Source organism: uncultured Roseibium sp. (assembly GCF_947494555.1).
GTDB lineage: Bacteria > Pseudomonadota > Alphaproteobacteria > Rhizobiales > Stappiaceae > Roseibium.
The window spans coordinates 80,383-106,818 of sequence record NZ_CANLVF010000011.1; the positions used below are offsets into that span (position 1 = coordinate 80,383).

Annotated in this window: 22 protein-coding genes and 1 tRNA gene; 11 read left to right on the forward strand and 12 right to left on the reverse strand. The window is 56.6% G+C overall.

The genetic code is table 11. The features are described 5' to 3' along the window. The first annotated feature begins 25 nt into the window (after positions 1 to 25). The 3 genes from Q0915_RS31780 to Q0915_RS31790 all read left to right on the forward strand — a co-directional run bounded on the left by Q0915_RS31780 (position 26) and on the right by Q0915_RS31790 (position 2,223). A complete protein-coding gene (locus Q0915_RS31780; RefSeq protein WP_299484365.1) occupies positions 26 to 862 on the forward strand; it encodes a hypothetical protein in 837 nt (278 codons plus the stop codon). 137 nt (positions 863 to 999) lie between these two features. Beyond that, positions 1,000 to 1,704, forward strand: coding sequence for a pirin family protein (locus Q0915_RS31785; RefSeq protein WP_299484366.1), 705 nt, complete (start codon positions 1,000 to 1,002; stop codon positions 1,702 to 1,704). A 213-nt stretch (positions 1,705 to 1,917) separates the two neighbouring features. Then, positions 1,918 to 2,223 (forward strand): GNAT family N-acetyltransferase, encoded by a 306-nt coding sequence (locus Q0915_RS31790; protein WP_299484367.1) that lies wholly within the window; start codon positions 1,918 to 1,920, stop codon positions 2,221 to 2,223. A gap of 69 nt (positions 2,224 to 2,292) precedes the next feature. Here Q0915_RS31790 and Q0915_RS31795 read toward each other — a convergent pair whose 3' ends face one another. After that, positions 2,293 to 2,775 carry a hypothetical protein gene (locus Q0915_RS31795; RefSeq protein WP_299484368.1) on the reverse strand — a complete coding sequence of 161 codons (483 nt, stop codon included), beginning with the start codon at positions 2,773 to 2,775 and terminating at the stop codon, positions 2,293 to 2,295. A gap of 188 nt (positions 2,776 to 2,963) precedes the next feature. Between Q0915_RS31795 and Q0915_RS31800 the strand changes: the two genes are divergently transcribed. Then, positions 2,964 to 3,158, forward strand: a complete 195-nt coding sequence (locus Q0915_RS31800) for a hypothetical protein (protein ID WP_299484369.1) — start codon at positions 2,964 to 2,966, stop codon at positions 3,156 to 3,158. Between the two features lie 142 nt (positions 3,159 to 3,300). Here Q0915_RS31800 and Q0915_RS31805 read toward each other — a convergent pair. The 3 genes from Q0915_RS31805 to Q0915_RS31815 form a co-directional block, all read right to left on the reverse strand. After that, positions 3,301 to 3,377: transfer RNA gene (locus Q0915_RS31805), tRNA-His, on the reverse strand. A 186-nt stretch (positions 3,378 to 3,563) separates the two neighbouring features. Continuing rightward, the gene (locus Q0915_RS31810; protein ID WP_299484370.1) at positions 3,564 to 4,079 is read right to left on the reverse strand and encodes a phasin; all 516 of its coding nucleotides are present in this window, start codon (positions 4,077 to 4,079) and stop codon (positions 3,564 to 3,566) included. Positions 4,080 to 4,374: 295 nt separating this feature from the next. Then, a complete protein-coding gene (locus Q0915_RS31815; protein WP_299484371.1) occupies positions 4,375 to 4,761 on the reverse strand; it encodes a phasin in 387 nt (128 codons plus the stop codon). A gap of 257 nt (positions 4,762 to 5,018) precedes the next feature. Here Q0915_RS31815 and Q0915_RS31820 point away from each other — a divergent pair, with 257 nt between their 5' ends. The 4 genes from Q0915_RS31820 to ftsH all read left to right on the forward strand — a co-directional run bounded on the left by Q0915_RS31820 (position 5,019) and on the right by ftsH (position 14,942). Then, the gene (locus tag Q0915_RS31820; protein WP_299484372.1) at positions 5,019 to 9,830 is read left to right on the forward strand and encodes an ATP-binding protein; all 4,812 of its coding nucleotides are present in this window, start codon (positions 5,019 to 5,021) and stop codon (positions 9,828 to 9,830) included. Positions 9,831 to 10,182: 352 nt separating this feature from the next. After that, positions 10,183 to 11,226: a Fe(3+) ABC transporter substrate-binding protein gene (locus Q0915_RS31825; protein WP_299484373.1), complete on the forward strand. Its 1,044-nt coding sequence runs from the start codon at positions 10,183 to 10,185 to the stop codon at positions 11,224 to 11,226. Between the two features lie 111 nt (positions 11,227 to 11,337). Further along, positions 11,338 to 13,026 (forward strand): iron ABC transporter permease, encoded by a 1,689-nt coding sequence (locus Q0915_RS31830; protein WP_299484374.1) that lies wholly within the window; start codon positions 11,338 to 11,340, stop codon positions 13,024 to 13,026. An 89-nt stretch (positions 13,027 to 13,115) separates the two neighbouring features. Next, a complete protein-coding gene (ftsH, locus tag Q0915_RS31835; RefSeq protein WP_299484375.1) occupies positions 13,116 to 14,942 on the forward strand; it encodes an ATP-dependent zinc metalloprotease FtsH in 1,827 nt (608 codons plus the stop codon). Between the two features lie 134 nt (positions 14,943 to 15,076). Here ftsH and Q0915_RS31840 read toward each other — a convergent pair whose 3' ends face one another. The 3 genes from Q0915_RS31840 to Q0915_RS31850 form a co-directional block, all read right to left on the reverse strand. Then, the gene (locus tag Q0915_RS31840; protein WP_299484376.1) at positions 15,077 to 15,703 is read right to left on the reverse strand and encodes a CoA transferase subunit B; all 627 of its coding nucleotides are present in this window, start codon (positions 15,701 to 15,703) and stop codon (positions 15,077 to 15,079) included. Between the two features lie 12 nt (positions 15,704 to 15,715). Further along, positions 15,716 to 16,411, reverse strand: coding sequence for a CoA transferase subunit A (locus Q0915_RS31845; RefSeq protein ID WP_299484377.1), 696 nt, complete (start codon positions 16,409 to 16,411; stop codon positions 15,716 to 15,718). A 230-nt stretch (positions 16,412 to 16,641) separates the two neighbouring features. Next, complete coding sequence (locus Q0915_RS31850; RefSeq protein WP_299484378.1) at positions 16,642 to 17,322, reverse strand: hypothetical protein; 681 nt, start codon at positions 17,320 to 17,322, stop codon at positions 16,642 to 16,644. Positions 17,323 to 18,115: 793 nt separating this feature from the next. Here Q0915_RS31850 and Q0915_RS31855 point away from each other — a divergent pair. Continuing rightward, entirely contained in the window at positions 18,116 to 18,361 is a 246-nt protein-coding gene (locus Q0915_RS31855) for a DUF6460 domain-containing protein (RefSeq protein ID WP_299484379.1), read from the forward strand. Between the two features lie 9 nt (positions 18,362 to 18,370). Here Q0915_RS31855 and Q0915_RS31860 read toward each other — a convergent pair whose 3' ends face one another. The 5 genes from Q0915_RS31860 to Q0915_RS31880 form a co-directional block, all read right to left on the reverse strand. Beyond that, on the reverse strand, positions 18,371 to 19,195 hold the full coding sequence (locus Q0915_RS31860; RefSeq protein ID WP_299484380.1) for an ABC transporter permease: 825 nt from the start codon (positions 19,193 to 19,195) through the stop codon (positions 18,371 to 18,373). Further along, positions 19,192 to 20,121, reverse strand: a complete 930-nt coding sequence (locus tag Q0915_RS31865) for an ABC transporter permease subunit (protein WP_299484381.1) — start codon at positions 20,119 to 20,121, stop codon at positions 19,192 to 19,194. The genes Q0915_RS31860 and Q0915_RS31865 overlap by 4 nt, the downstream gene beginning before the upstream one ends. Before the next feature lie 9 nt (positions 20,122 to 20,130). After that, the gene (locus Q0915_RS31870) at positions 20,131 to 21,288 is read right to left on the reverse strand and encodes an ABC transporter ATP-binding protein (RefSeq protein WP_299484382.1); all 1,158 of its coding nucleotides are present in this window, start codon (positions 21,286 to 21,288) and stop codon (positions 20,131 to 20,133) included. An 80-nt stretch (positions 21,289 to 21,368) separates the two neighbouring features. Further along, on the reverse strand, positions 21,369 to 22,463 hold the full coding sequence (locus Q0915_RS31875) for a polyamine ABC transporter substrate-binding protein (RefSeq protein WP_299484383.1): 1,095 nt from the start codon (positions 22,461 to 22,463) through the stop codon (positions 21,369 to 21,371). Between the two features lie 150 nt (positions 22,464 to 22,613). After that, positions 22,614 to 24,002, reverse strand: coding sequence for a glutamine synthetase family protein (locus tag Q0915_RS31880; protein ID WP_299484384.1), 1,389 nt, complete (start codon positions 24,000 to 24,002; stop codon positions 22,614 to 22,616). Between the two features lie 165 nt (positions 24,003 to 24,167). Here Q0915_RS31880 and Q0915_RS31885 point away from each other — a divergent pair, with 165 nt between their 5' ends. Beyond that, on the forward strand, positions 24,168 to 24,884 hold the full coding sequence (locus Q0915_RS31885; protein ID WP_299484385.1) for a GntR family transcriptional regulator: 717 nt from the start codon (positions 24,168 to 24,170) through the stop codon (positions 24,882 to 24,884). Between the two features lie 173 nt (positions 24,885 to 25,057). Next, entirely contained in the window at positions 25,058 to 26,434 is a 1,377-nt protein-coding gene (locus Q0915_RS31890) for a glutamine synthetase family protein (protein WP_299484407.1), read from the forward strand. Positions 26,435 to 26,436: the final 2 nt, after the last annotated feature.

Here is a 26,436-nt window from a genome sequence, read left to right on the forward strand (position 1 = left end):
TCCCCTGAGAATAAGTGACAGTTTGATGCCCGACGCGTCGCAAAGGCAACGTAGCCCTGCAGAAATGGAACTGGTCAGGGCTCTTGCCGTCGCCATCAGCCAGAGACTTCGCCAAATCTCTTCCCGCGAAGAGGGAATGGGCACCGACGATGATTGGTGCATTTATCATCTGCATACGTCTGACTTCGAAATTGCATGCGATGCGCTGTGGTCGCTCGGGGTCTGTGCGGCCGCAGTCTTTCGACAACAGGAAGACAAATATCTGTCTCAGGAAGACTTTGAACGCGCCGGGCACAGAGGTTTTCCTGCTGGCTTCTTCATCTACACCAAGGAAGTCGTCGAACAACTGCTAGAGGGCCAGCCAGGAACATCATGGCCATCGAACGAGGAGATCGTCGACGCTTACCTCAGAATTGCCGTCGACTACGGCAAAGACAAAAGCACGGATCTGCCATTCCCGAGGGGAAAACCGTTTTTGCCCACACATCCCCACCAGATTGCACCGATGGACGCCTTGGCGCGCAACGGCTTTGCGCACAAGACAGGCGATCAGTTCATCTGGGCGGACCGGATGATCCCGATCATGGTCAGAAACTATATCTGGGACGACACGGATGTCGACTGGTCTTCAGTCGACCGCTCCAAAGTCTCCGCACAAGCACAAGCTGTTCTGGCCAGTCTCAAACTAGAGGGAATGGCCGAAGTTCGGAGAGATCTCAAGATGATGTCCATCACCTTCCGGGGTCTTGACATCATGCAGAGATGGACAGGGTCCAGTTGGCTGCCGGCAGGGCAAGACGTCCGGTTCCTGAGTTTTGACGAAGCCGTTGCTGTGTCCCGCGAGATCGACGCAGCGCTCTAAGTCAGGCATTCGTGATTGTTCAAAATTCAATGACTAATCGTCAAATTTCTACGTGATTGTCTGAATTGGCTTTCATAACAATCTTAGACCCAACAGCGCACGGCTATCCCGTGCCCCAGTTGGGAAAGGATTGACACATGAACCAGATCTTACGTCCTTCAGACGCTCGCGGCGATGCCGATTTCGGTTGGCTGAAAAGCAAGCATACCTTCTCTTTCGGGTCCTATTTCGACCCGAACCACATCGGCTTCGGCGCGCTGCGAGTGATCAATGAAGACCGCGTCGCGCCTTCGGGCGGGTTTCCGACACACCCGCACCAGAATATGGAAATCATCTCCTATGTCGTTTCCGGTGGCCTGGAGCACAAGGATTCCATTGGAACGGGTTCGGTGATCAGACCCGGCGAGCTGCAGCGCATGAGCGCAGGCACCGGCGTCCGGCACAGCGAGTACAACCACTCCAACACCGATCCGGTTCACTTTCTGCAGATCTGGATCGTGCCGGAAGCCGATGGCCTCGCGCCCAGCTACGAGCAAAAGGCCTTTCCGGAAGGAGAGCGCCGCGATGCCCTTCGTCTGATCGGATCGCGGGACGGGCGAGAAGGCTCTGTCACCATTCATCAGGACGTCGATCTCTATGCGTCCTTGTTGAGCGCGGACAAAAACGTCTCCTTCGAGATAAGACCCGATCGGAAGGTCTGGCTGCAGATCGTCAAGGGCGCCATCAGTGTCGATGGTCAGGTTCTTGAAGCCGGTGACGGGCTTGGTTTGCTGGACCAAGGCAGGATTGACCTGAACGCCCGGGAGAACGCGGAGTTCCTGTTGTTCGACCTGGCTGCCTAAACTATGGGGAGGCGCTATTGGCCCTCCCCAACCTCTCCGTTCCAATTCTCAGATTGTGCGCGATCACCGCTTCAAGGGACGGGCTGCTTCCGCTACACAAGCGCCCTTCCCGTTTCCAGAAGCTACCGGTCTTCAGGGGACAGGGCGGTTGATCCAAATGAGTGATTTCCAGCGTAAGACGAATGCGCGGGGGCGCAGGTCCAGGAGGCAGTTATGTCGGAAGCGGTATCCCCATCGATTACTCTGGAACGCCTTGGTGCCAAGGGACGCTACGTCGCGGTTGTCGATGGTATCGAGGACCCGGCGGAACTCACGTTTTCAATCGTCAACGATCATCTGATCATTGCCGACCACACCGGCGTTCCCGATTCCATGCGCGGTCTTGGCGTCAGTAAAGCGCTTTTGGAACGGCTCGTTGCCGACGCGCGGGAAAAACAGGTCAAGATTGTCCCCTTGTGTCCCTATGTGAACGCACAACGGCAGAAGCATCCCGAATGGGCGGATGTGTTTCAGGGATAGTTCAATCACCGGGAGTGTTTTGGTACCGCGGTTCGGTCTGCGTCTTTCCCGTTCATAGTGGCCCGCGCGTCAACTTTCTGAGGCCTGGGCCGCCTTGCCTGCGCTACACCCTCTGAGCGACAGGACCGCTTCGGTGAGCGTCTGCCCGGCCTGCCTCAAGGCCGCCTCTGCTATGTCAGGTCCTGCTGAGCCAATCATTGCCGCGCTCGCATTCAGGATTTTGAGATTGCTGTTCAATTCCGCGATCTGCATGGTGAGCGCCGCGTCTTCCCTGATATCCGCCGTCTCCAGTCGGACCCGCAACGCTTCAAGCTTGGCATCCACCGATTGCAGGCGCTCCTTGAGCGTTGCCGGCGTAATCTCGAGATTCGCAAGAGTTGCCTCCGTTACCGTACCGGCAATGCGCCCGCTTGCATGATCAACGCGGTTCAGCATCACAATGACCAAAACACACGCGACTATGACAAGGAGTGCCGACGCATTGACCAAAGCCAGCAGCAATTGACCGGGCAGGCGTTTCAGGCGATCGGAAAGGTCAGGTGAGCGTGTCATTCAGCGTATCCTCGATTGACGGCAAAGGCGTTCGCGCAGAGCGGGTTGCTTTAACGCTGCGCCTCACGGTCCAGAGGACAAACCGGTGGGACAACTGTCAATATATGCAATTTTAACGAGAGAACTAAGCAGCCGCGAACACTTGTGCGGTATGAGGGAACATCATTCATTCAATGGGTACACCAGAGATGAAACTGTCCCATATTACCATTTCGCTTGTCTGTGTATTCGCCGCTTCGAACCTCATGCAAATGGCCAATGAAAAGTTCGAACTCATAGCAGCTGACTACGGCCCGCTCGGTCCGCTGTTCATCATCGCAACCGGCTTCTTCCTGATCATCCTCGGCATCGTGATGTTCTTCCGTGCATTCCGAAAAGCGTGAGTGCGCTTGGAAACGTCCCCGCCAAATCTGATGTTCGCGGTTTTTTCAATGGAATGTACAGGACGAGACCGGCAGACCACGGAGACACGTCTTACGACGCGCAGCGGCATTCGTCACTTATAATATCGGGCTGAATTTGGAATGGTACAGACGAGTGGATTCGAACCACCGACCTTCGGAGCCACAATCCGACGCTCTAACCAACTGAGCTACGTCTGCTAAGGTCTTACGGTGGCATGAACAATAATTGTCCGGGCCATCGCTTTCAAGGGCGTCTTTTAACTCCCTTTAACATAAGCGGCAAGCTTGAAATTCGGAAAATTCAGAGCTGTTGAAAAGCAAAAGCCCGGGGCGATACCCCGGGCAATTCCTTAAGTGCCGCGTCGTGAATGCAGCCGAAGCGGATCAGTTGACCTTCAGATCCTTGAAGGACTTTTCCATTGCTTCTTTGACCGGCGCGGAAACGTCGGTGCCGAGCTTGGTAGCCATCTCATGCATTTCCTTGCTCTGAGCGCTCAGCGCATCGAACTGCTGACGTGCGAATGTGGACTGCAGTTCGATTGCTTCGGCAACAGTCTTCGCAGACATGATGTCCTTGATGAAGTTGAACGTTGCATCGGCATTGGTTTTCGCTGCGTCGACGGCCTTGTGGTTGAACTCGACAACGCCCTGACGGGAAGTTTCGAACGTGTCTTCGATCAGGTCCGTTGCATCTTCAGCAGCGGTTTTCACTTTGGCGTAAGCTTCGCGAGCGCTCTCGATGCCTTTTTCCGTGGCTTCACGGAATACAGCCGGAACTTCCATTTGAGGAATGGCGAAAGCTTCAAAATCCGGGAAAGTGGCAGCGGCCGGAGCAGCTTTGGCTTTGGTGGCGCGTGCCTTCGGTGCCGCTTTAGCGGTAGTCGTGGTTGAATCGGTCATGATCTCATCTCCTAGAGTTCGGATGCGATCATCGGTGCAAATTGTCTCCGCCGTGTCTTCAACCGGCGAACCCTGTCGTCATCCGCAGCCCCTACATAGTGCATCTTTTGTTGCATTGCAATATTTTTTTGCACTGCACAATGAAACTTCCGTCGGGGCGCGTTGAAGTTCGGCACTCGCCGATGTAGCGTCAGAGATAATTTCGAAAACCGGCGGCTGTTTCCAACCGCTTGCAAAGCAATGGAAACGGGGCACGCGGAGCATGCATCACCCTGCGTGCCGCGCTGAATCGAACTTATTTCTTTTGGGCTGCCTTGGCCGCGTCCTGAACGGTTTTGGTCGCGGTGTTGGAGAACTCGCGCGCCTGCTCGCCAAACGATTCCATTTGTCCGCGCAGATAGTCCTGCTGCAGCTTCATCATGTCTTCGACGTTATCCGCCTTGACGAGGTCCTGCGCGAACTTGAAGGCTGCATTGACGTGCTCTTCAGCGTAGGTAAGCGCCTTCTTGTTGACGTCGGCCGCACCTGCCTGGACGGCGCTGGCGCTGTCTTCCACGTTGGTGACCGCCTTTTGTGTAGCACCCATGAAATCGTCGAACGCCTTGCGCGCCTGGTCGACGCTTTTTTCGGCAAATTCGCGCATCTGCTCGGGGACTTCGTAACCGGTTTTGTCAGTGCTCATGTCTGCGCTCCTCGGGTCACGGACAGGGCTGCCCGCGTCTCACAAATTCTGACCTTGCTAAAAATTCGTAACACGCAGACGGCAATCCGGCAAACAATTGGGGACAGATTAACCACGCCTTCACGTAAGTCCTTTAGCAAACTTGCTTTACGTGGACGATGCTAAGCTTTGCTTGTATTAACAGAGTGTTTACAAAATCACTCAATCCGGCAGGAGCGTCGCCGCAATTCGGTACCGCCGACCATTGGAGCAACACCATGGACAACCAGACCCAATCGTTCCTGGAACTGAGTGCCATGAAGGATCTGGTCCAAATCGCCGCCGACAAAAGAGCCGCCTGGCTCTGGTCTGCCGACGGCGCGAAAATTCTGTGGTCGAATGCTGCCGGAGCAGCCTTTTTCTCCGCGCAGTCGGTTACGGAACTCTCGGCCCTGACCGCACTTGAGCGTTCGCCTGCCCGGCCGCACATTGCCCGCATCGCACAGTCCGGTCTGACTGATCGCTTCAGCATTGACAGGCTGCGGTTTTACCGTGGTCTGAGGGTGATGCTGCTCACCTGTCAGTGCAAGCGCGTCGAGCTGCCCGATGGTGGCACCGCTGCGCTGATCGTATGCAGCGACAAGGGGCTGGCACTTACGAAAGAGCCGATACCCGCATTCGCCCAACTCTTGCGCTCAGACGGTAAGACCGTCTTCCTGATGTCGGATGAAACGGTCGACGAGACTTTCGGAGCCCTTACCGGAACACCCGAGGCGCTCGAGTTACCGCAGGGCCAGAGAGTGCTCTTCGGGCCGCTGGATCTCAACGGCAGCTACCATGATAGCGGAATCCTGCAAATTCCGGCGGGTCCGCGGATCATTGTTCTTCAGGACGCGCCCTTGAGCGATGAGACGGCTCCGGAAAAATCCGACATTGAAACGGATGAGGCCCCGGCCCCGATCATAAGCCCGGTCGTTGCCACATCGGAGGATGTTGCCGACGTGGACACGGTTGACGAAACCGCCAGGGAGGACGCGCAGCCGGAGGACGCCGAAACACTCGCCACCGACGCCGCAGCGGACGAGGCAAGTCAGGAATACGAGCCCGAGATCAACACGAGCGACGGTGCGAATATCGACGAAACGCCCGAACCGGTTGATACTGATGCGGACAACGATCTGCAGGAGAACGCTCCGGACGCGGACATGACAAGTGCACCGGAAAGCGAAACCGATACGCCGGAGGATGCTTCAGGCGTGGACGCGGAGACTTCGTCCGCGGCTGCCGATCCATCAGAGCCGGATGAGGCTCCGGATGCCGAAGACACTGGCGAGCCTGACAGTGACACCGACGAAATTGCAGCGGAGACTGAATCATCAGAAGACGAACCTCTCCATTCTGACAACGTTCCTGATGATGCGGATGTGGTGGATGGTTTCGTTTTTCAGCCACGCCGGCGCCCGGTCCGTTTTGCCTGGAAAATGGATATCGAACAGCGCTTCACTTTCCTGTCCGACGAGTTTGCCGAGGTTCTTGGCCCCGATGCCACGAATATCGTCGGTGCGACCTGGGCAGACGTTTCTGAAAAATTCGGGCTGGACCCGCGTGGCAATATCGCCCGCGCGCTTGACCGGCGTGACACCTGGAGCGGAAAAACCGTCGCCTGGCCTGTCACGGGTGCCGCGCTTCGTGTTCCTGTCGATATGGCCGCGCTTCCCGCTTTTGACCGGAACCGCAAGTTTGAGGGCTATCGCGGCTTCGGCGTTTGCAGGACGTCGGACGCGGTTCAGGATCCGGACGGTTTCATACCAGTGTCCATCATCGCACCGGCAGCTGTTGCAAGCGACGAGATGCCATCGACAGAACCGGACGAGGCAGATGGAGCCGAGGACATCGCGGACCTGCAAGAGGACGCGGCAGACAGCGATGAACATGCCCCTCTGACCGCAGATCCAAACGACGCCCCGGCAGATGAAGACGCATCTGCACTGCACATCGAGACAGAGCCGGAAGATCAACTGGAAGCATCGCCTGAAGAAAGCGAAGAGCATGCCGAGATCGATGGCGATGATCGTTTGAGCGAAAACGACGCGGACAGTGTCGACGAAGACCTTGAGGAAAATGCTGATTTGAGTGACACCGTCACCAGCGATGCAGCTGGAGACAGTTCTGATGAAGTGCCCGATCACGAGCAGTCCGAGGCGAATGATGCTGAAACGTCAGAAGAACCATCAAAAGAGGTTTCCCCAGAAAACGGTTCGGCTGAGCAGGATCTGTCGGACCTGAAACCCACTCCCCCGAACTCGCTTGGCGGAAGAACCTTTCTCGGTGCGAGTGCCGCCGCTCTCGTCGGATCCCTTTCCATGTTCAAAGGCAAAAAGGACGCAAAACCGGCAGAACCTGTCAACGACCGGGAGCCTGTTCCGGAGACCGCTGAACATTCGGACAGCGAGGCAACCGCAGGCACTGACGACCTTTCTGAAGACCTTAAAAATGCTGCCGCTGCGCTGGACGCGGTGCTCGAAGATGACGATTCAGAAACCGAAGCTGAATCCGAGAACCTCGATAGCGCTCCGGAACACTCGGAGGAAATCGACAATCCGGTTACCTCCGACGAAGCCGACATCGCGTCCGAAGTTGATGAAAATGAAATCGGAGAGAGCGACGAAGCGCCGGAACTATCGGATGACGCCCCTTCCGAAGAGAATTCCTATGCCGGTGGAGACATAGCCGGCACATTGGAAGACGTGACGGCAGACGACAGGGACCCGGAAGACGAAGCGTCCGAAGGTGACATCGAGAGTGCCATCGCTGAACATCAGGCCGAAGAAGGCATTGAAAGCGAGGCGGTCGGAGAGCCCGAGAACGATAGTGCCGATGACGAGGCGGAAGTCCCGGTTGGGATTGCCGGTCCGGCGGCGCTGAAACCTGCTGAGATCGAAAGTGCCGTAAAAAGCCTGGCGAAATCCTACAAGCAGTCGGACGCCAAGCCGCGGGATCTCTTCGACGAGACACCGGAAGAAAGTTCTGCAGATCAGGATACGCACGAAGAGAGTGTGGAAGAAAACAAGGTTGAGGAAACCCTTGATAGTGATCTTCTTCCTGACGATGTGCCTGCAGCGGATTTGGACGCCGATGAGGCGTCAGACGACGGTTCCCAAGAAGTGGCTGACGAAACGCATGACGACGACGAAAGCGACGACGCCGACCAGCCAAGCGCGGATTTGCTACCCGAGATCGACGAAGACCCCGCTCTCGACGAGGAACGCGAGTTCTTTGAAGAAACCGCTGCGTTCGAACAGGAAGAACGGGCTGCAGAGGCCGGAAAGTCGGCGGAAAGCACATCCGAACCGGAGCAACGAACCGGCGAGGTTATCCCGCTTGCCACGGCACGCCCACGTGTGGTGCCCGTAGACACGTCAGGACTTTCCCGTCCCGAACGCCAGGCTTTCCGCAAGATCGCCGAAGCGCTCGGTGCGCGGCTGGAAGGTGACCTGGAAGACTTCGACGCACCGGACCCGGAAGAAGAAGAGCCGCTTGACGATCTTCCGCCCGAAGTCCCCGAAGCCGGGCCGATCGATCCCACGCTGCTTGACCGGCTGCCGATCGGGATTTCAATCGTGCATGACCGCGAAGTGCTCTACGCCAACAAGGCGCTGTTGAAGCTACTCGGCTACACATCCGTCACCGCACTGTCGGAGGCTGGTGGCCTTGAAGCACTCTTCATCGACGACACGGATGAACTCACCGATGCCGTCGGTGTCGACGGTGAGGTCGATGAGGCCATGAAAGTCCGGCTCGCCGACGGTGGCGTCATGAACGTGGATGCGCACATGCATTCGGTTCCGTGGAACGGCAGCCGCGGCCTGATGATTTCCATAAGCGAACGTCCCTCCGCGCGAACACCAGCAGATTCTGTTCCCGCTTCTCCGAACTTTTTTGCGGAAGTCCGCTCCGAACTGGACAATGCGCGCGACCAGATCGCGGAAATGGATACGATCCTGGAGACTGCGACTGACGGCGTGCTCGTGCTCGATCAGCACGGGACGATCGTTAAGGTCAACGGATCCGCAGAGGCCCTTTTCAGCGCGAACCGGGCCGACATGATCGGCGCGCCCTTTACCGAATTCCTGGCGCCGGAAAGCCACCGCGCCGCAACGGACTATCTCGACGGCCTTTCAAAGAACGGCGTTGCCAGCATCTTGAATGACGGCCGCGAAGTTCTCGGTCAGGTCCCTACCGGCGGCCTCATCCCGCTCTTCATGACCATGGGCCGGATCACCAGCCGCAACGACGATGCGAAATACTGCGCAGTCCTGCGCGACATCACCCAATGGAAAACCGCCGAAGAAGAGCTGACCCAGGCCAAGCGGCAAGCGGAAAACGCCAGTTCGCAGAAGTCTGATTTCCTGGCCAAGATCAGCCACGAAATCCGCACGCCCCTGAACGCGATCATCGGCTTTTCCGAAGTGATGATGGAAGAGCGCTTCGGTGCGATCGGGAACGACCGGTACAAGGATTACCTTAAAGACATCAGAACATCGGGCTCCCACATCATGAGCCTGATCAACGACCTTCTTGATCTGTCGAAGATCGAGGCGGGAAAGCTCGATTTGCAATTCAGCGCGGTATCGACGAACGAGGTGATCAACGAGTGCGTTGCCCTGATGCAGCCGCAAGCCAACCGGGAACGGGTGATTATCCGGGCAAGTCTTCCGGAATCAGTGCCGGATGTCGTCGCCGATCCGCGCTCATTGCGCCAGATCGTCCTCAACCTTCTTTCCAACGGCATCAAGTACAACAAATCCGGCGGGCAGGTGATCCTCTCGACAGCGCTTGAAAGCAACGGAGAGGTTGCTCTCAGGGTGCGGGACACGGGAACAGGAATGACGGCAAAGCAGCTGACGGCTGCACTGGAACCTTTCCGCCAACTGCATACGGCCAGCCGCGGGGGCGGAACAGGACTTGGCCTGCCGTTGACCAAGGCTCTGGTGGAGGCCAATCGGGCGAGCTTTCACATCGATTCCACACCGGACCAGGGTACGCTGGTGGAAATTGTCTTCCCGACGCAAAGGGTCCTGTCTGAATAGCGCTACCCTTGCACGCCAGCATTCCTTGCAAAGGCCGAACCGGACCGACGCCTGCGCCGGTCGAACCGGTGCTTGTCCCCCCAAAATGCACCGATCACGTTTTCGTGATCACTCGATTTCGAACGCAAGACCCCGTCGGACAAGCAAAAAGTAGAGGTTTAAACTCCTGTTTTCTCTTTGATTTTTGATCATAATAGTGGAGTGAAAACCTCCAGTTAGTTTTGAATCATTCTAAACTATTGATTTCATTATATTTATTGACTTGCCCCAGCCTTCGCGACATAGTCCCGCTCAATCGCAACGGCCCTGAAGCCTGAAGCGATAAGAAACATTCGATCTCCGGGAGAGTTCTATGCGTTCCACCCTCCGTGCCCTGACAGGCGCGTTCGTTCTGACCTCAGCCGCCTTTGCCGCTGCCCCGGCAACTGCCGACGGCGAAGTCAATATCTACTCCTATCGTCAGCCATTTCTGATCCAGCCGCTGCTGGATGCCTTCACGGCTGAAACCGGTATCAAGCCGAACGTTGTGTTTGCCTCGAAGGGTCTTGGCGAGCGCATTGCCGCCGAAGGCGACAACTCGCCGGCAGATGTTCTTTTGACAGTTGATATCGGCCGATTGGATGGAGCCAAGCAGCTGGGTATCACGCAGCCGGTCGCCTCTGACGTCGTGAACGAGAACATCCCTGCCCAGTTCCGCGATCCGGAAGGTCACTGGATCGGCCTCACCAATCGCGCGCGCATCATTTATGCGTCCAAGGACCGTGTCGATCAGGATTCCATTTCTTACGAAGAACTCGCAGACCCGAAGTGGAAGGGCCGTTTGTGTACCCGCTCGGGCCAGCATGTCTATACGATTGGTCTGATCGCCTCGATGGTCGCCCATCACGGTGCTGAAAAAACCGAAGAGTGGTTGGCCGGGGTTCGCGACAACCTTGCACGCAAGCCGGCCGGAAACGACCGCGCACAGGTAAAGGCCATCTTTGCTGGCGAGTGCGACATTTCCATCGGCAACACCTACTACATGGGCAAGATGGAAACGAACGACAAAGAGCCTGAGCAGAAAGAATGGGCAAACTCTGTACGGATCCTGTTTCCAAACGCCGATGAACGCGGAACCCACGTCAATCTCGCTGGTATCGTTCTGGCCAAGAATGCTCCGAACAAGGACAACGCGGTCAAGCTGATCGAGTTCCTGTCTTCGGAAAACGCACAGAAGATCTATGCCGAAACCAACTTCGAATACCCCGTGACACCGGGCGTCGAAGTGTCGGAACGGGTGCAGAGCTGGGGTGAATTGACCCCGGATGACCTGTCTCTCGCCGACATTGCCAAGAACCGCAAGACCGCCAGTGAACTGGTCGACAAGGTTGGCTTCGACAATGGGCCTGCGTCGTAATCTGCGCTGACAAAAACTTGCGGAAAGCGCCGTTCGATGCGGCGCTTTTTGCTTTTTTGCGCGATTGCCGCTAGAGCTTCCTGCGAACCGTTACGAACAAAAAGACCCGCCTTGCTGCGCACGCCGACACACTCCATTGCAGACCGTTTCTGGCAGGTCGCGGCTATCTTTATCGCCGCGATGGTTTTACTCCCGCTCGGCGCCATTATTTGGATTGCCTTCACGCCAACCGGTGAGGTCTGGGGTCATCTCCTGAGAACTGTCCTTCCGGGCGCGGTGCAGACAACGGTGTTGCTGATGCTCGGTGTCGGCCTGACGACCGGCGTCACCGGTGTTTTGACGGCGTGGCTGGTGACAATGTGCAATTTCCCAGGGCGCAAGATTGTCGACTGGGCGCTTCTGGTTCCTCTAGCGGTTCCAACCTACATCGTCGCGTTCGCCTATGTGGAAGTGCTGGATTATACCGGGCCTGTCCAAAGCCTGATCAGGGATATCTTCGGCTTCCAGACCTCGCGGGACTACTGGTTCCCCGAAATAAGGTCGCTTGGCGGTGCGATCTTTGTCATGGGCGCTGTCCTTTATCCCTATGTCTATCTGACTGCCCGGGCCAGCTTCCTCATTCAATCGTCATCGACGCTGGACGTTTCGCGCACGCTCGGTGCTTCGCCATACGGCCTGTTCTTTCGCATTGCCCTTCCACTCGCAAGGCCGGCAATCGCGATCGGGGTGTCGCTTGCACTGATGGAATGCCTCAACGATATTGGAGCGGTCACCTTTTTCGGCGTGAAAACGCTGACCTTTTCCGTCTATGACACCTGGCTGAACCGCTCGAGCCTTGGCGGGGCTGCTCAGCTCGCGCTTGCGATGCTTGCGATGGTTTTTCTTTTGCTCTGGCTGGAGCGTTTCGGGCGGCGCAAGCAACGCTTTGACAGCGGCGGCGGATCGAAACACCGGCCTCCGACCCGCTTCGACCTGCGAGGCGGGAAGTCTGCGCTGGCACTCAGCCTTTGCCTGTTGCCCATTATTGCCGGGTTCGTCGTTCCAGGACTGCTGCTGGCCGACCGCGCGAGCAGACGCCTGGACGGTGTCCTTTCCTCAAACTTCATTCAGATTGTCTGGAACAGTTTCAGTCTCGCGTCCCTCGCGGCCTTTTTGACGGTCCTCATTTCGGTCTCGCTGGCCTATGCGCTGCGTCTTAACGGCAAAGGTCCACTGAAACTCGCGGTTCGTCTCGCTTCCATCGGATACGCCATTCCCGGGACCGTTCTGGCAATCGGTATTTTGATACCGCTGGCCGGCTTCGACAACTTTCTCGATGCCCGCATGGAAGCCTGGTTCGGCATCAACACCGGTCTTCTCCTGCTCGGAAGCGGAACCGGGCTGGTCTATGCATATGTCGTCCGGTTTCTGGCTGTTTCCTATGGACAGGTGGAAGGCGGTTTCGGCCGGATCACGCCACATCTGGACATGGCGGCAAGAACGCTCGGCCGAAATAGCGGTCAAACCCTGGCGCAAGTGCATCTGCCGATCCTGAAACCGGTCCTGCTTTCCGCTGCTCTGCTCAGTTTCGTCGATTGCATGAAAGAACTGCCGGCAACGATCCTGTTGCGTCCGTTCAATTTCGAAACCCTCGCAACGACGGTTTTCGAAGCCGCCTCCAGAGAGGCCTTTGAAGAAGCCGCCTTGCCGTCTCTGGCAATTGTTCTCGTGGGTCTGATCCCGGTCATCTATCTTGCAAATTCAAGTGCAAGCACCTTCCGCACGAAGCTCTCCGCGCGACAGGCGGAAGCTGCCGGGTAGGCTTTTACCGCTCACCTTCATCTTGACAGGGTGGGTCCAAGTCGTCCCAATGGCGGCACTGCTCAGACCACTACCGGGACGTGTTTTCCATGGACAAAAAACATCAGATCAATCTCTGGTATGCCTTTATCGCGATGATGCTGGTACTGATGTTCCAAAGCTGGTGGACGACTTACAAGACCGTCGAGCCGATCCCCTACAGTCAGTTTGAACAGTACCTGAAAGACAAGAAGATCGAGGAAATCTCGATCAAGGAAAACACCATCGAGGGCAAGTTCAAGGAACCCTTGAAGGATGGCAAGCAGTATTTTGTCACGACGCGTGTCGACATTCCGCTCGCCGAAGAGCTTACCAAATACGACGTCAAGTTCACCGGTATCGTCCAGAGCACCTTTATCCGGGACATCATGTCCTGGGTGCTTCCTGTCCTGTTGTTCTTCGGATTGTGGATGTTCTTCATTCGCCGGATCGCGGAAAAACAGGGCATTGGCGGCATGATGACGGTCGGCAAGTCCAAGGCCAAGGTCTATGTCGAGACCGATGTCGACGTCCGCTTCGACAATGTCGCGGGTGTCGACGAGGCCAAGCGTGAGCTCAAGGAAGTCGTCGACTTTCTGAAAGATCCCACATCCTATGGCCGCCTCGGCGCGCATGTTCCCAAAGGCATTCTTCTTGTGGGGCCTCCCGGAACAGGGAAAACTCTTCTCGCCCGTGCCGTGGCCGGCGAAGCGGCGGTGCCGTTCTTTTCCATTTCAGGATCTGAATTCGTCGAAATGTTCGTCGGGGTTGGCGCTGCCCGTGTCCGCGACCTGTTCGAACAGGCGCGCAAGGCAGCCCCCGCCATCATCTTCATCGACGAACTCGATGCACTGGGGCGCGCGCGCTCCAGTGGCGCAATGGGCACGAATGACGAAAAGGAACAGACGCTCAATCAGCTCCTGACCGAACTTGACGGGTTCGATCCGTCGAGCGGCATCATTCTTCTTGCAGCAACAAACCGGCCCGAAATCCTCGACCCGGCCCTGTTGCGTGCCGGGCGCTTCGACCGGCAGGTGCTTGTCGACCGGCCGGACAAGTCCGGGCGCAGGGCAATCCTGGACGTTCACATCAAGAAGATCGTTCTGGACCCGAACACAGACCTTGATCAGATCGCACAGCTCACGGCCGGGTTTTCAGGCGCTGACCTCGCAACGCTCGTGAACGAAGCCGCCCTCCTGGCGACGCGGCGCAAGGCGGAGGCCGTGACCTTGCAGGACTTCAACGAAGCCGTTGAGCGCGTGGTTGCCGGGCTGGAAAAACGCAGCCGCATCCTGTCTGAAAAGGAGCGCAAGACCGTGGCTTTTCACGAGATGGGTCATGCGCTGGTCGCGGCAAACCTTGAAGGCTGCGATCCCGTTCACAAGATCTCCATCATCCCGCGCGGCATCGGCGCTCTCGGTTACACGATGCAGCGGCCAACGGAAGACCGTTTTCTCTTGTCCACGCAGGACCTGGAGAACCGCATGGCCGTCTTGATGGGCGGACGCGCGGCGGAGGAGATTGTCTTCAGTGAGATTTCGACCGGCGCGTCAGACGATTTGCAGAAGGTGACGGAGGTCGCTCGCGACATGGTCATGCGCTACGGCATGGAGAACGCGCTCGGAAACCGCGCCTACGCAACACAGCGCCAGAACTTCCTGGGCCAACCTGCCGGCGATGTCGCCGAAGTCTCTCCTGACACCCAGAGGGAAATCGATCTTGCGATCAAGACACGGGTGGAAGCTGCTTTCATGCAGGCCAAGGAGCTCTTGAACGAACATCGTTCCGAACTTGACGAAGGTGCCGGTCTGCTGCTGTCCAAAGAAACGCTCACAGACACGGATTTTCCGGCAATCCGCCCGATTGCCGAACGGCGTGAAAACCAGGCTGCCGAATAACCTTTTAAAGGGCATGGCGCGTGATTTTTTGCAAAGCCCGCCCTCTTCCCGCTTTGTCTGAATGACAAAGGCGCCGTCACGGCTGTGACGGCGCCTTTCAAAGGTTTTCAGATCAGAGGATCATGCGTCTTTGTTCAGACGATCGTTGCCTGCGTCTTGTCCTTGACTTCATCAAGCGTCACGTCGGGTGCCAGTTCAACGACCTTGAGGCCGCCTTCTGCAACGTCGAAGACACCAAAGTTTGTTATGATGCGGTCAACGCATTTGACGCCGGTGAGCGGCAACGTGCAGTCCTTCAGGAGTTTCGGATCGCCCGCCTTGGAAGTGTGATCCATGATCACGACAACGCGTTTCACACCTGCCACCAGATCCATGGCACCGCCCATGCCCTTGACCATCTTTCCCGGGATCATCCAGTTGGCAAGGTCGCCGGATTCCGCCACTTCCATGGCACCCAGGATCGACAGATCGATGTGACCGCCGCGGATCATGCCGAAACTGTCGGCAGAGGAGAAGTAGCTCGTCTGCGGCAATTCGGTGATGGTTTGCTTCCCGGCATTGATCAGGTCTGCATCGACTTCGTCATCGGTCGGGAACGGGCCCATGCCGAGCATGCCGTTTTCCGACTGGAGCGTTACATGAACGCCCTCCGGAATGTAGTTGGAGACAAGGGTCGGGATACCGATCCCAAGGTTCACATAGAAACCGTCTTCCAGTTCCTGCGCGGCGCGCTTCGCCATGTCATCACGTGTCCAGGCCATGATGTATCCTCCTCAGGCTGCGCGCGTCGTGCGCTTTTCAATACGTTTTTCATGATCGCCGACGATAATGCGGTCAACGAAAATACCGGCGGTGTGGATGTTGTCGGCATCCAGTTCGCCGATCTCGACCACCTCCTCGACTTCCACAACGCAGACCTTGCCGGCCGTTGCCATCATCGGATTGAAATTGCGGGCCGTTTTCCGGTAAATCAGGTTGCCTTCCTTGTCGGCTTTCCAGGCCTTGACGAGGGAGATGTCCGCCACCAGTCCCGTTTCCATGATGTAGGTTTCGCCGTCAAAATCCTTGTGTTCCTTGCCTTCGGCGATCAGCGTCCCAACGCCGGTCTTGGTGTAGAAACCCGGGATACCAGCGCCGCCGGCGCGAATGCGCTCCGCCAGCGTTCCCTGCGGATTGAATTCCAGCTCCAGCTCGCCGTTCAGATACTGCTTTTCGAACGTGGCGTTCTCGCCGACATAGGATGAGACCATTTTTTTGATCTGGCGTGTCTGCAGCAAAAGACCGAGGCCGAAGTCGTCGACGCCTGCATTGTTGGAGATTGCGGTTATGTCATTGGCTCCGGAGTCCCGGAGCGCAACGATCAGATTTTCCGGAATGCCGCAAAGGCCGAACCCACCAGCCATCACCGTCATGCCGTCAAAGGTCAGCCCGTCCAGGGCGGCCTTTGCGTCCGGATAAATTTTGTTCATGTTTCACTCCCAGTTTTGACCGCAAGGTGCGTGAGGCGCACATTCGCCGCTCGGTTCTTCCCGGTCAAGAGATCTTTGCCGCATTGCAGCGAAAATCAGAGCGATCCCGCGGGGAGACGGCGGGGCGTCAGCGTTTGAAGCGTTTAAGCGTGCACAAAAGTTCGATGAAAACAGATGGCCGGCAACGAATGCCAGCCATTCTATCTTGTCTTCGCGTCTTAACCAGTGGGTCAGATATTAAGCCCGTTGCGCCTCAGCAAATCCATTCGCGACGCAACAGTTGGAATGACCACAGCATCCTCCGGAAAACGCAGCGCCAGCTCGTCACCGAAAAGAAACGTCGACAGGAACTTCATGACATCCGCACGTGCTTTGTTGCCTTTATGCATACCCAGTTTGTTGAGTTCTTTGACGTATCTTTCAAAAGACGGTTGAGGACGTCCTTTGGGTCTTGAGAAACCCAGTTTCATGTAATTCATCTCAGGGACATAATCGAACAATTGCAAACCGATCAATTCACGGGCAAGAACTCTCGGCACACCGTTTTTGTTGTCCCAAAGCATGTCGAGATTTTCATACAGAAACTGTTGCCAAACCTTTTTGTAGTGGGCGGGACCGTTCGTATGGAAGAAGATTGTCGATTGACGCGCGTAGTCTTTTTTCAGTTTTTCGTGTGCGCTTTTCGTTCCCGGGCTCTGGGTGAATCCGGGATTCTGACGAATGCGCCGATCCATTATGTCCAGCGTACTATTCATACGCTGCAGTTGTTCCAGTTTTTCGCGAATTTCAGGATCAGCCTTCCATTGGATGAACTGTTCGCAGTCTCTCCAGGAGTGGTGATAGCCGTTTTCAAGCGCCAGGTGGAATTCCTGTCCGGCTGCTGCAGATCCGATGATCAGCGCGTCATTCAATAGCGGCGTCCAGTGTTTCTCGCTCAAGATACTTCCAACACCGACAACCGGCACGGATGGCACCGGTCTTGTATTCGAATTTGCACCTCGCTCCCCTTGTTCCGCGTTGACGTGTTGTTCCGTTTCCCTGTCCTGGATGCCGTTTGCGCCAGTGATCCCGAAATTGACAATGAGGTCTTTGTTCTTTCGAATACCTGTACCTCCGAGGAGGACCAGTTTCAGTGCGTTGGTCGAAGTGGCCCGGTACAGGCGAAATGCGGCGTCGATGTATTTCTCCATTTCGTGGTAATAATTCCAGGAATGGGTCCATTTGCCGACCCAGGCGTTGTCTCTGCGATAGATGGCTGTGAGAGGCGTAATTCTCTGCTTGAATGTCTCGAAGTTCATTTCGGGTCTTCCTCTGGATTGTAATCAGTCTCGACCGCGAGGCATCTTTTCGTGCCTTCTTCTGCGGCGGCTGTGCTGTATTTCGGAAGGAAGACCGGGGCTTCGAAGTGCCGGGCGTCACAAGGATTGTACCGATCGGTATTTTTTCAATTCCGGCAATGGATCGCGAACGGTCGTAGGAACCGGTGAGAGAAATTTTCCGCTTTGCGGTGCGACTAAAGCGAACGGACTGACACACCTCCGGATCAAGCCGGAATAACGGGTGAAACGTGCGTTTCGGCGCGTTTTTCGAAGTTGTTTATGGTTTGTAAAGTCTTAAAGCGAAGAATTGAGGCGCGTCAGCCAAGGGATCAAAGCAAATCCAATCGGCTGTGTTCAGACATTTGCTTGAGAGAAACCGCGCGCCGTGTACCCGTTCTGGTCAACACTTTTCAGGATTGCAGCCTTTTCCCTGCTGGTCGGCGCGGGTCTTTCGTTTGTCAACATCACAGCTGAAGACATTTTGGGGTCAGTCGGCCTCAGCCCGCTGGAACTCTGGATTTACCTGATTGAGTTTCGCGACTGGGCCATCCCAAACATGATCCTCGGCGCATTCATCGTGGTACCGATCTGGCTGTTGTTCTACCTGATCCGCCCACCCAGAGCCGGCTAGACCCGAACGTCAGCCATCAGCACCGAACGCCGCCCGCTCGTCACGCTCGCGTTGCGCGTGCTGGCGTTTGGTGACCAGAGAAGCCGCGATAACGCCAATCGTGACCAGACCCACCAGGATCGTGCAAACCGCGTTGATTTCCGGCGTGACGCCAAGGCGCACCTGAGAATAGATCTTCATTGGCAGGGTCGTCGCGCCCGGCCCCGTGGTAAAGCTTGCGATCACCAGATCATCGAGAGACAGTGTGAAGGCCAGCATCCACCCCGCGATGACCCCGGGCAATATGATCGGCAGCGTGATTAGAAAGAAGGTTTTGACCGGCGGACACCCGAGATCCTCGGCAGCTTCCTCGACGGACTTGTCGAACCCGACCAGCCGGGACTGGACCACAACAGCGACATAGCACATGGCAAATGTCGTATGCGCCAGCATCACCGTCCAGAACCCGCGCGCGGTATCCATTGCCACGAAGAGCAAAAGAAGCGACAGACCGAGGATGACTTCGGGCATCACCAATGGTGCAAAGATCATTCCGGAGAACAGAGACCGTCCTATGAAACGCCCCGACCTCACCAGTACAAGGGCAGCCAACGTCCCGAGGACAGTCGCAATGGTCGCGGACGTAAAAGCCACGCGCAACGTCACCCAGGCGGCATCAAGCAACTGGTCGTTCTGGAGAAGGGACGCATACCATTTGGTTGAAAATCCACCCCAGACCGTCACCAGACGGCTATCGTTGAAGGAATAGATCACCAGGAGCACGATCGGCAGGTAGAGGAAGGAAAAACCGAGTACCAGCGAGGTGATGTTGAACCAGGTCGGACCGCGCGTCATCCTTCTTTCTCCGACATTTTCTGCTGCTGGTTCTGGAAGAGCACGATCGGGATCACCAGGATCAGAAGCAGGATCACCGCGACCGCCGAAGAGACCGGCCAGTCCCTGTTATTGAAGAACTCGACCCAAAGGGTCTTGCCGATCATCAAAGTGTCGGACCCTCCCAGGAGATCCGGGATAACGAACTCGCCAACCGCCGGAATGAAAACAAGGAAGCAGCCCGCAATAATGCCGGGAAGAGACAGCGGGACAGTGATTTTCCAGAATGCTTTCCAGGACGGACAGCCAAGATCCTCGGCCGCTTCCAGCAAGGTGCCGTCGAGCCGCTCCAGGCTTGCATAAAGCGGCAGGACCAGGAAAGGCAGGTACGAATAGACAATGCCGATGTAGACGGCGATGTTGGTGTTCAAGATCACCAGCGGTTCGTTGATCAAACCAAAGGTAAGCAGCAGCTGGTTGAGCAAACCCTCGTTCTTCAAAATTCCGATCCAGGCGTAAACCCGGATCAGGAAGCTCGTCCAGAATGGCAGAATAACAAGCATCAGAAGCGTCGGCCGCCAGGATTGCGGACTGCGTGCCATGCCGTAGGCGATCGGATAGCCGATCAGGAGTGTTATCAGCGTGGAAACGGCCGCGATGGAGACCGATGAAAGATAAGATCTCCAGTAAAGGGCATCTTCCGTCAGCCACACGTAGTTTTCGAAGGAAAACGCGGACAGAGCCTCCTGAAAGGCCTGCCATCCTTCAGAAAGATCAAACGTCGGAACATATGGCGGAATTGCAATCGCGGTCTGCGATAGCGAGATCTTGACGACAATCAGGAAGGGAGCCAGGAAAAAGAGGAAGAGCCAGAAGTACGGCACGGCAATCAGCAGCCATGCTCCCGGGCTTCTCCTGGCCGGAGCGGCAACATGTTCTGTGTCCATCATGCCCTCCTATCGCGTCAGAATGACACCGGCGTCCCGGTCGAATGTGAGAACGACCTTATCGTCCCAGTTGATCGGATTTTCGACCATGCGCGAGATGTTGGCAAAGGTCGCGCGGATCGTATCGTTGTCATCTTCTCCCACCTTGGAATGGATGATCGAAACATCTCCGAGATAGGCGATATCCCACACAACGCCGCCAATCTCGTTGACCTTGCCGTGCTCGGTGTCACCTTGAGCTATGCGGACTTTTTCGGGGCGAATTGCATACCAGACCGTCTCACCGACTGTCGCTTCCGTCACCTGATCGCATTCGATGGCAAAGCCGTCGGTGACGGAAACCATCTTGGTGCCTGCTTCGCTTTTCCCGGCAACCTTGGCCTCGATCAGGTTCACGTCACCGATGAAATCGGCGACAAACTTCGAGTTTGGCGCTTCGTAGATCTCTGCCGGCGTTGCGACTTGCACCAATTCGCCCTTGTCCATGACTGCAATGCGATCTGCGACCGTCATCGCCTCTTCCTGGTCATGTGTGACGATCAGGAAGGTCATCTTGAGCTCTTCCTGCAGGTTCATCAGTTCGAACTGCGTTTCCTCCCGAAGCTTCCGGTCAAGCGCACCGAGCGGCTCGTCCAGCAGCAGGACCTTCGGACGCTTTGCAAGCGAACGCGCGAGCGCGACCCGCTGACGCTGCCCGCCGGAAAGCTGGTGCGGTTTGCGCTTTGCGAATTGCTCAAGCTTGGTAAGCTGCAGCATTTCCTGGACACGTGCCTCGATGTCGGCAGCCGGCATATTGTCCTGCTTCAGCCCGAAGGCAATGTTCTTCGCTACATTCATGTGCGGGAACAGCGCATAGGACTGGAACATCATGTTGGACGGTCGCCGGTAGGGCGGTATGCCTGCAAGGTCCTGACCGTCCAGGAAGATCTGTCCGGATGTGGGTGTCTCGAACCCGGCAAGCATGCGCATCAGGGTTGTCTTGCCGCATCCTGACCCGCCGAGAAGCGCGAAAAACTCTTTCTCATAGATCTTCAGGGACAGGTTCTTCACCGCGGTGAAGTCTCCGAATTTCTTCGTGACGTTTCGAAATTCGATAAAAGGCGGGTGCTCCGGATTTTCCCATGGGCTGAACTCCCGACGGACCGGTCCAATCGATTTCTTGGCCACAACAGTTCCCCACCCCTAAAGAGATACTTACAAACCAAAAAGCCAGGCCCTTTTGCCGGGGCCTGGCTCTTGCGTCATCCTTACTGACCGCTCTTCACTGCGGTCCAGGTCCGGGTCACGACCCGTTGAACCTTCGGTGGATAGGGCGTGGTGGTGAAGAGGTTGCCGACCGTTGCCTCGTCCGGATAGATCGCCTTGTCGCCAATCACATCCTCGTTGAGAAGCTCCTTCGACGCCTCGTTGCCATTGGCGTAGTAGACAAAGTTGGAGGCCTTCGCCATGACGTCCGGCCGCATGATATAGTTCAGGAATTCATGCGCTTCTTCCATGTTCGGCGCGTCGGCCGGAATTGCCATCTGGTCGAACCACATTTGCGCACCTTCTTTCGGGATGACGTATTCAACAGTCACACCGTTGTCAGCCTCCGCAGCTCGGTCGCGTGCCTGAAGAACGTCACCGGACCAGCCCACCGCCACGCAGATGTCGCCGTTTGCGAGCGCGTTGATGTACTCGGAAGAGTGATATTTCTGGATGCTCGGGCGGATCGACTTGAGCAGCTCACCGGCTTGCTCAATTTCGCCCCGGTCCTTGCTGTCGGGATCAAGACCCAGATAATTCAGGGCCGCCGGGATCATCTCCGTCGGTGCGTCGAGCATGAAGACGCCGCAGTCTTTCAGTTTCTCGATGTTTTCAGGCTTGAAAAGCAGATCCCAGCTATCGACCGGTGCGTCCTCGCCAAGCGCTTCCTTGACCTTTTCGACATTGTAGCCAATGCCCGTGGTTCCCCACATGTAGTTGATCGAATAGGCGTTGCCCGGATCATATTTCTCGACGCGTTCCTCAATGTCCTTCCACATGTTGGAAAGATTTGAGAGCTTGGACTTGTCCAGCTCGGTAAAGGCTCCAGCCTGGATCTGGCGCGCGAGGAAGGTTCCCGTCGGCACGACAACATCGTAACCCGTGCCGCCGGCGAGCAATTTGGTTTCCAGAACCTCGTTGCTGTCAAAGACGTCATAGACGACCTTGATGCCGGTTTCCTTGGTAAAATCTTCCAGGATGGATTCGTCGATATAGTCGGACCAGTTATAGACATTAACGGTCCGATCCTGAGCGTGTGCGACACCGCTCAGCAGGCCGAGAGCTGCAACCCCAGTCAACAAAGTCTTCACAGTCATTCTGAACTCCCCTTCAGAGGTTTGACGGCGGCCGTTTTCGGCCTTGTTCCTGTTTGTAAACGGACATTTCCGTTCGTTACTTCCCTTGTGTTCTGAACTTTGGCGAGGCGCAGATTGTTTGTCCAGCGCCGATTTTGGGCAACTCGTGCATCAAAGATAGGTCTGACGCTCAAGCGAAGAAATCTCCCGCCCGAATTCGTTCAGTTCCTCCCGTTTTATCTCTGTCAGCACCTTGTGCATTTCCGCTCCGACCGCCTGTTTCATGAGCTTGGAAGCTTCAAAGGCATCGATGGCTTCGTCCATCCACGGCGTCAGGCGCTTCTTTCGTTTTTCATAAGCATTTCCGGTAACAGGTGCCGGCGGATCCTTTTTCTGAACCAGGCCTTCCAGCATTCCGGCGAGAATGCCGGTCAGCACCAGATACGGGTTCGCATCCGCTCCTGCGATACGATGTTCAACCCGCGCCGCCTCCGGACTGGATGCCGGAACGCGCAAGGCGACCGAGCGGTTGTCATAGCCCCAGCAAATCGACGCCGGAGCGTACGACCCGGGCTGCATGCGGCGGAACCCGTTGAAGGTCGAAATGAAGAGAAGCAGGGCCTCCGGCATCGTCTTCATCAGCCCGTTGATGGCGTGACCGAGACGTTCGGGTCCCTTGTCCGGATCGGCGAAGAGATTGCCGTTGTCATCTTCCATGGACACATGCACGTGCATGCCGTTGCCGGGCCATTCCACGAATGGTTTGGCCATGAACGAGGCCTTGAGTTCATGCTTGCGGGCAACGCCGGCCACCAAGCGCCGCAAAAGGACAACATCGTCCGCGGCCAGCAAGGGATTGCGACGATGATGGAGGTTCAGTTCAAATTGACCGGGAGCTGCTTCCGAGACAGCCGCATCTGCCGGAATGCCCTGTGCTTCACACGCTTTGCGCAAGTCATCCACGACGGGTAAAAGCGCTTCAAGATCCGACAGCGCATACATGTTCTGCCGGGCCGGCCCGAGATGCGTCGAGAAAAGAGGCTTCGGCTGTTCCGTCCAATCTCCCTCGCTTTCTTCAAACAGATAGAATTCCAGCTCGAAGGCACAGGTCGCGGATACACCGAACTCAGATTTGAGCCGCTCGACCATGTTTTCCAGCACATGTCGCGGATCGGCCGGAAACGGTTGTCCATCCCGATCATACATCGACAGCAGAACCTGTGCGGTCTTGCGATCCGTCCAGGGCACGAGTTTGAGCGATTCCGGAATTGGCCAGCAGACCCCGTCCTTGTCGCCCGTTTCAAGGTGCATACCTGTCGCTTCCACCTCCCGGCCCCACACATCGAGACCAAACAAGGAATAGGGAAATGCGACCCCCTGTTCAAAAACCTTCCTCAGCGCCTTTCCAGGCAGCCATTTGCCCCTGAGCACGCCATTGGTGTCGGGCAATACCACTTCCAGGGTGTCGAGGTCGGGATGGGTTGCCAAAAAGGCTTCAAAATCCACCTTCCATCCGGGCTCCGCCGGATGTTCCAGGATCTGGTGGGGTAGTTCATTCATATAGAGTGCTTCTCGCCCGCGCTGTTGCACCGAGTTGCTCTGATGAACAACAACGCCGGTCTGTCAGCTTTCGTTTGCTTCATTTCCAAAAATGTGATCACTTTCGGATAAATCTGTCAAGGCAGATCGCGTTTATTGAAGATTTGTAATGGTGGGGAGACCGCATTGCCTGGCCGACAACCTGGTCTGACAAACGAGTCGGCAGGGCATCTTGCCGAGGCTGCTCCGTCGTCGCGCGGTGCAACGCGCAGCCAGGTTGATGCCGCAATCCGCTCAGGCTTGCTGACCGGCCGTTTCATTCCGGGCAAGGCAGTGACGATCCGCGGGCTTGCCGGCGAACTCGGTGTCAGTCCCATGCCCGTGCGCGAAGTGCTCCAGCGGCTCTCGGCCGAAAACGCACTTGAGGTCAAACGCAACGGCCGGGTTCAGGTTCCCGACATGACAAGGGACCGGTTTGAAGAGGTCCTGACAGCCCGGCTTTTGCTTGAGCCTGAACTCGCAGAACGCGCGCTTCCTCACTTGACGTTGCAAGATGTGAAGACCCTCACAGCCCTCGACGACGATATCGACCAGCGTATCGTCGGCGGTGATGCAGAGGCCTATATGCGGCTCAATCATGCATTTCATTTTCATATCTACCGCGCCTCCGCTTCGAAGGTTCTGCTGCCGCTGATCGACAGCCTGTGGCTGCAGTTTGCGCCCTTTATGCGCACAGTGTATGGCCGCGTGGGCACGGCAAGTCTTGTCGACCAGCACAAAGAGGCGATCCGGGCGATCGAACTTAAGGACAGTGCCGCGCTGCGGGCGGCGATCTCAGGAGACATCGCCGACGGGATGGGGCTCCTGGGCAAAGAAATCCTTGAGAGCGCAACAGCCGGTTGATCCGGAACAAACTCCGTGTCATTTTGTGATCACAAAACCTGAACTTACCCGTCTGCCGCCCCCACGGCGATGACGGGTAGCCGGTGCACAGATTTTGACCGAGCGTTGTGCATCGTAACCCAGCCGAACTGTTGGAGCCCGTCGTGAGTGATGAAACGCCTGCCATTGACCGTCTGAAACACGCGGACAGTTTGCGCGGCGTCCCCGACGGCGATGCCGCGCGCGACTGGCTGCATGCTCGCAATATAGAAGACATCGAGTGCATCGTTCCCGATCTAGCCGGTGTCGCCCGTGGCAAGATGATGCCGGTCGAGAAGTTTTTCTCCGGTCCGGTCATGACCATGCCGGCCTCGATTTTCGCTCAAACCATTTCCGGCGATTATCCGGATGATGATGAGCGGTTTCAGCACAACCCGACCGATGGCGACCTTTATTTTCGCGCCGACTACAGCACGCTCACCTCGGTTCCCTGGGAGAGCGATCCGACCGCGCAGCTCATCCACGACGCCTACACACGCCAGGGCGCCCCGGTGGAGACCGCACCGCGCAACGTCCTGAAACGCGTCCTGAAACTTTATGAAGACAAGGGCTGGCAACCGGTCATTGCCCCGGAAATCGAGTTTTATCTGGTCCGGCCCAATACCGATCCAGACTATCCGCTGGAACCGCCCACGGGCCGCTCGGGACGCCCCGAAGTCGGACGCCAGTCCTATTCGATTTCGGCACTCAACGAATTCGACGACCTTATCGACGACATATACGATCTCTCCGAAAAACAAGGACTTGAGATTGATACGCTGATCCATGAGGAAGGTGCGGCGCAGATGGAAATCAATCTGCGTCACGGCGATCCACTGGCGCTTGCGGACCAGGTGTTCCTGTTCAAGCGGACCATTCGCGAAGCGGCCCTGCGGCACGAGATGTATGCCACATTCATGTCAAAACCGATGTCGCACCAGCCCGGTTCCGCCATGCATATCCACCAGTCGGTGCTCGACAGGGAGACGGGCAACAATATCTTTTCAGGTGAGAACGGAGAAGAGACCCCGGCGTTTCTCTCGTTCATTGCCGGACACCAGACCTTTCTGCCCACCGTCACCTGCATCATGGCGCCTTTCGTGAATTCCTACCGGCGTTTTTCGAAGACATCGACTTCGCCCGTGAATGTCTACTGGGGCTACGACAACAGGACGGTCGGGTTGCGGGTCCCCTATTCCAGTCCAGAAGCACGCCGGCTTGAAAACCGCATCCCCGGCTCCGACGCCAATCCGTACCTCTCTATCGCGGCAAGTCTTGCTTGCGGCTATCTCGGTATTGAAAAAGAACTGAAACCCGACGCTCCCAAAAGTGACGACTGTACCGAACTTGCCAAGTCACTGCCGCGCGGACTTCCGGAGGCGGTCGCGAAGTTCGAAAACTCGGATGAGATGATCGAGGTGTTCGGCGAAAAATTCGTCGCGACCTACCGCGCGATCAAATACGAGGAATTTGAAACCTTCATGTCCGTGATCAGCGCGTGGGAGCGGGAATATCTCCTGCTCAACGTCTAAGT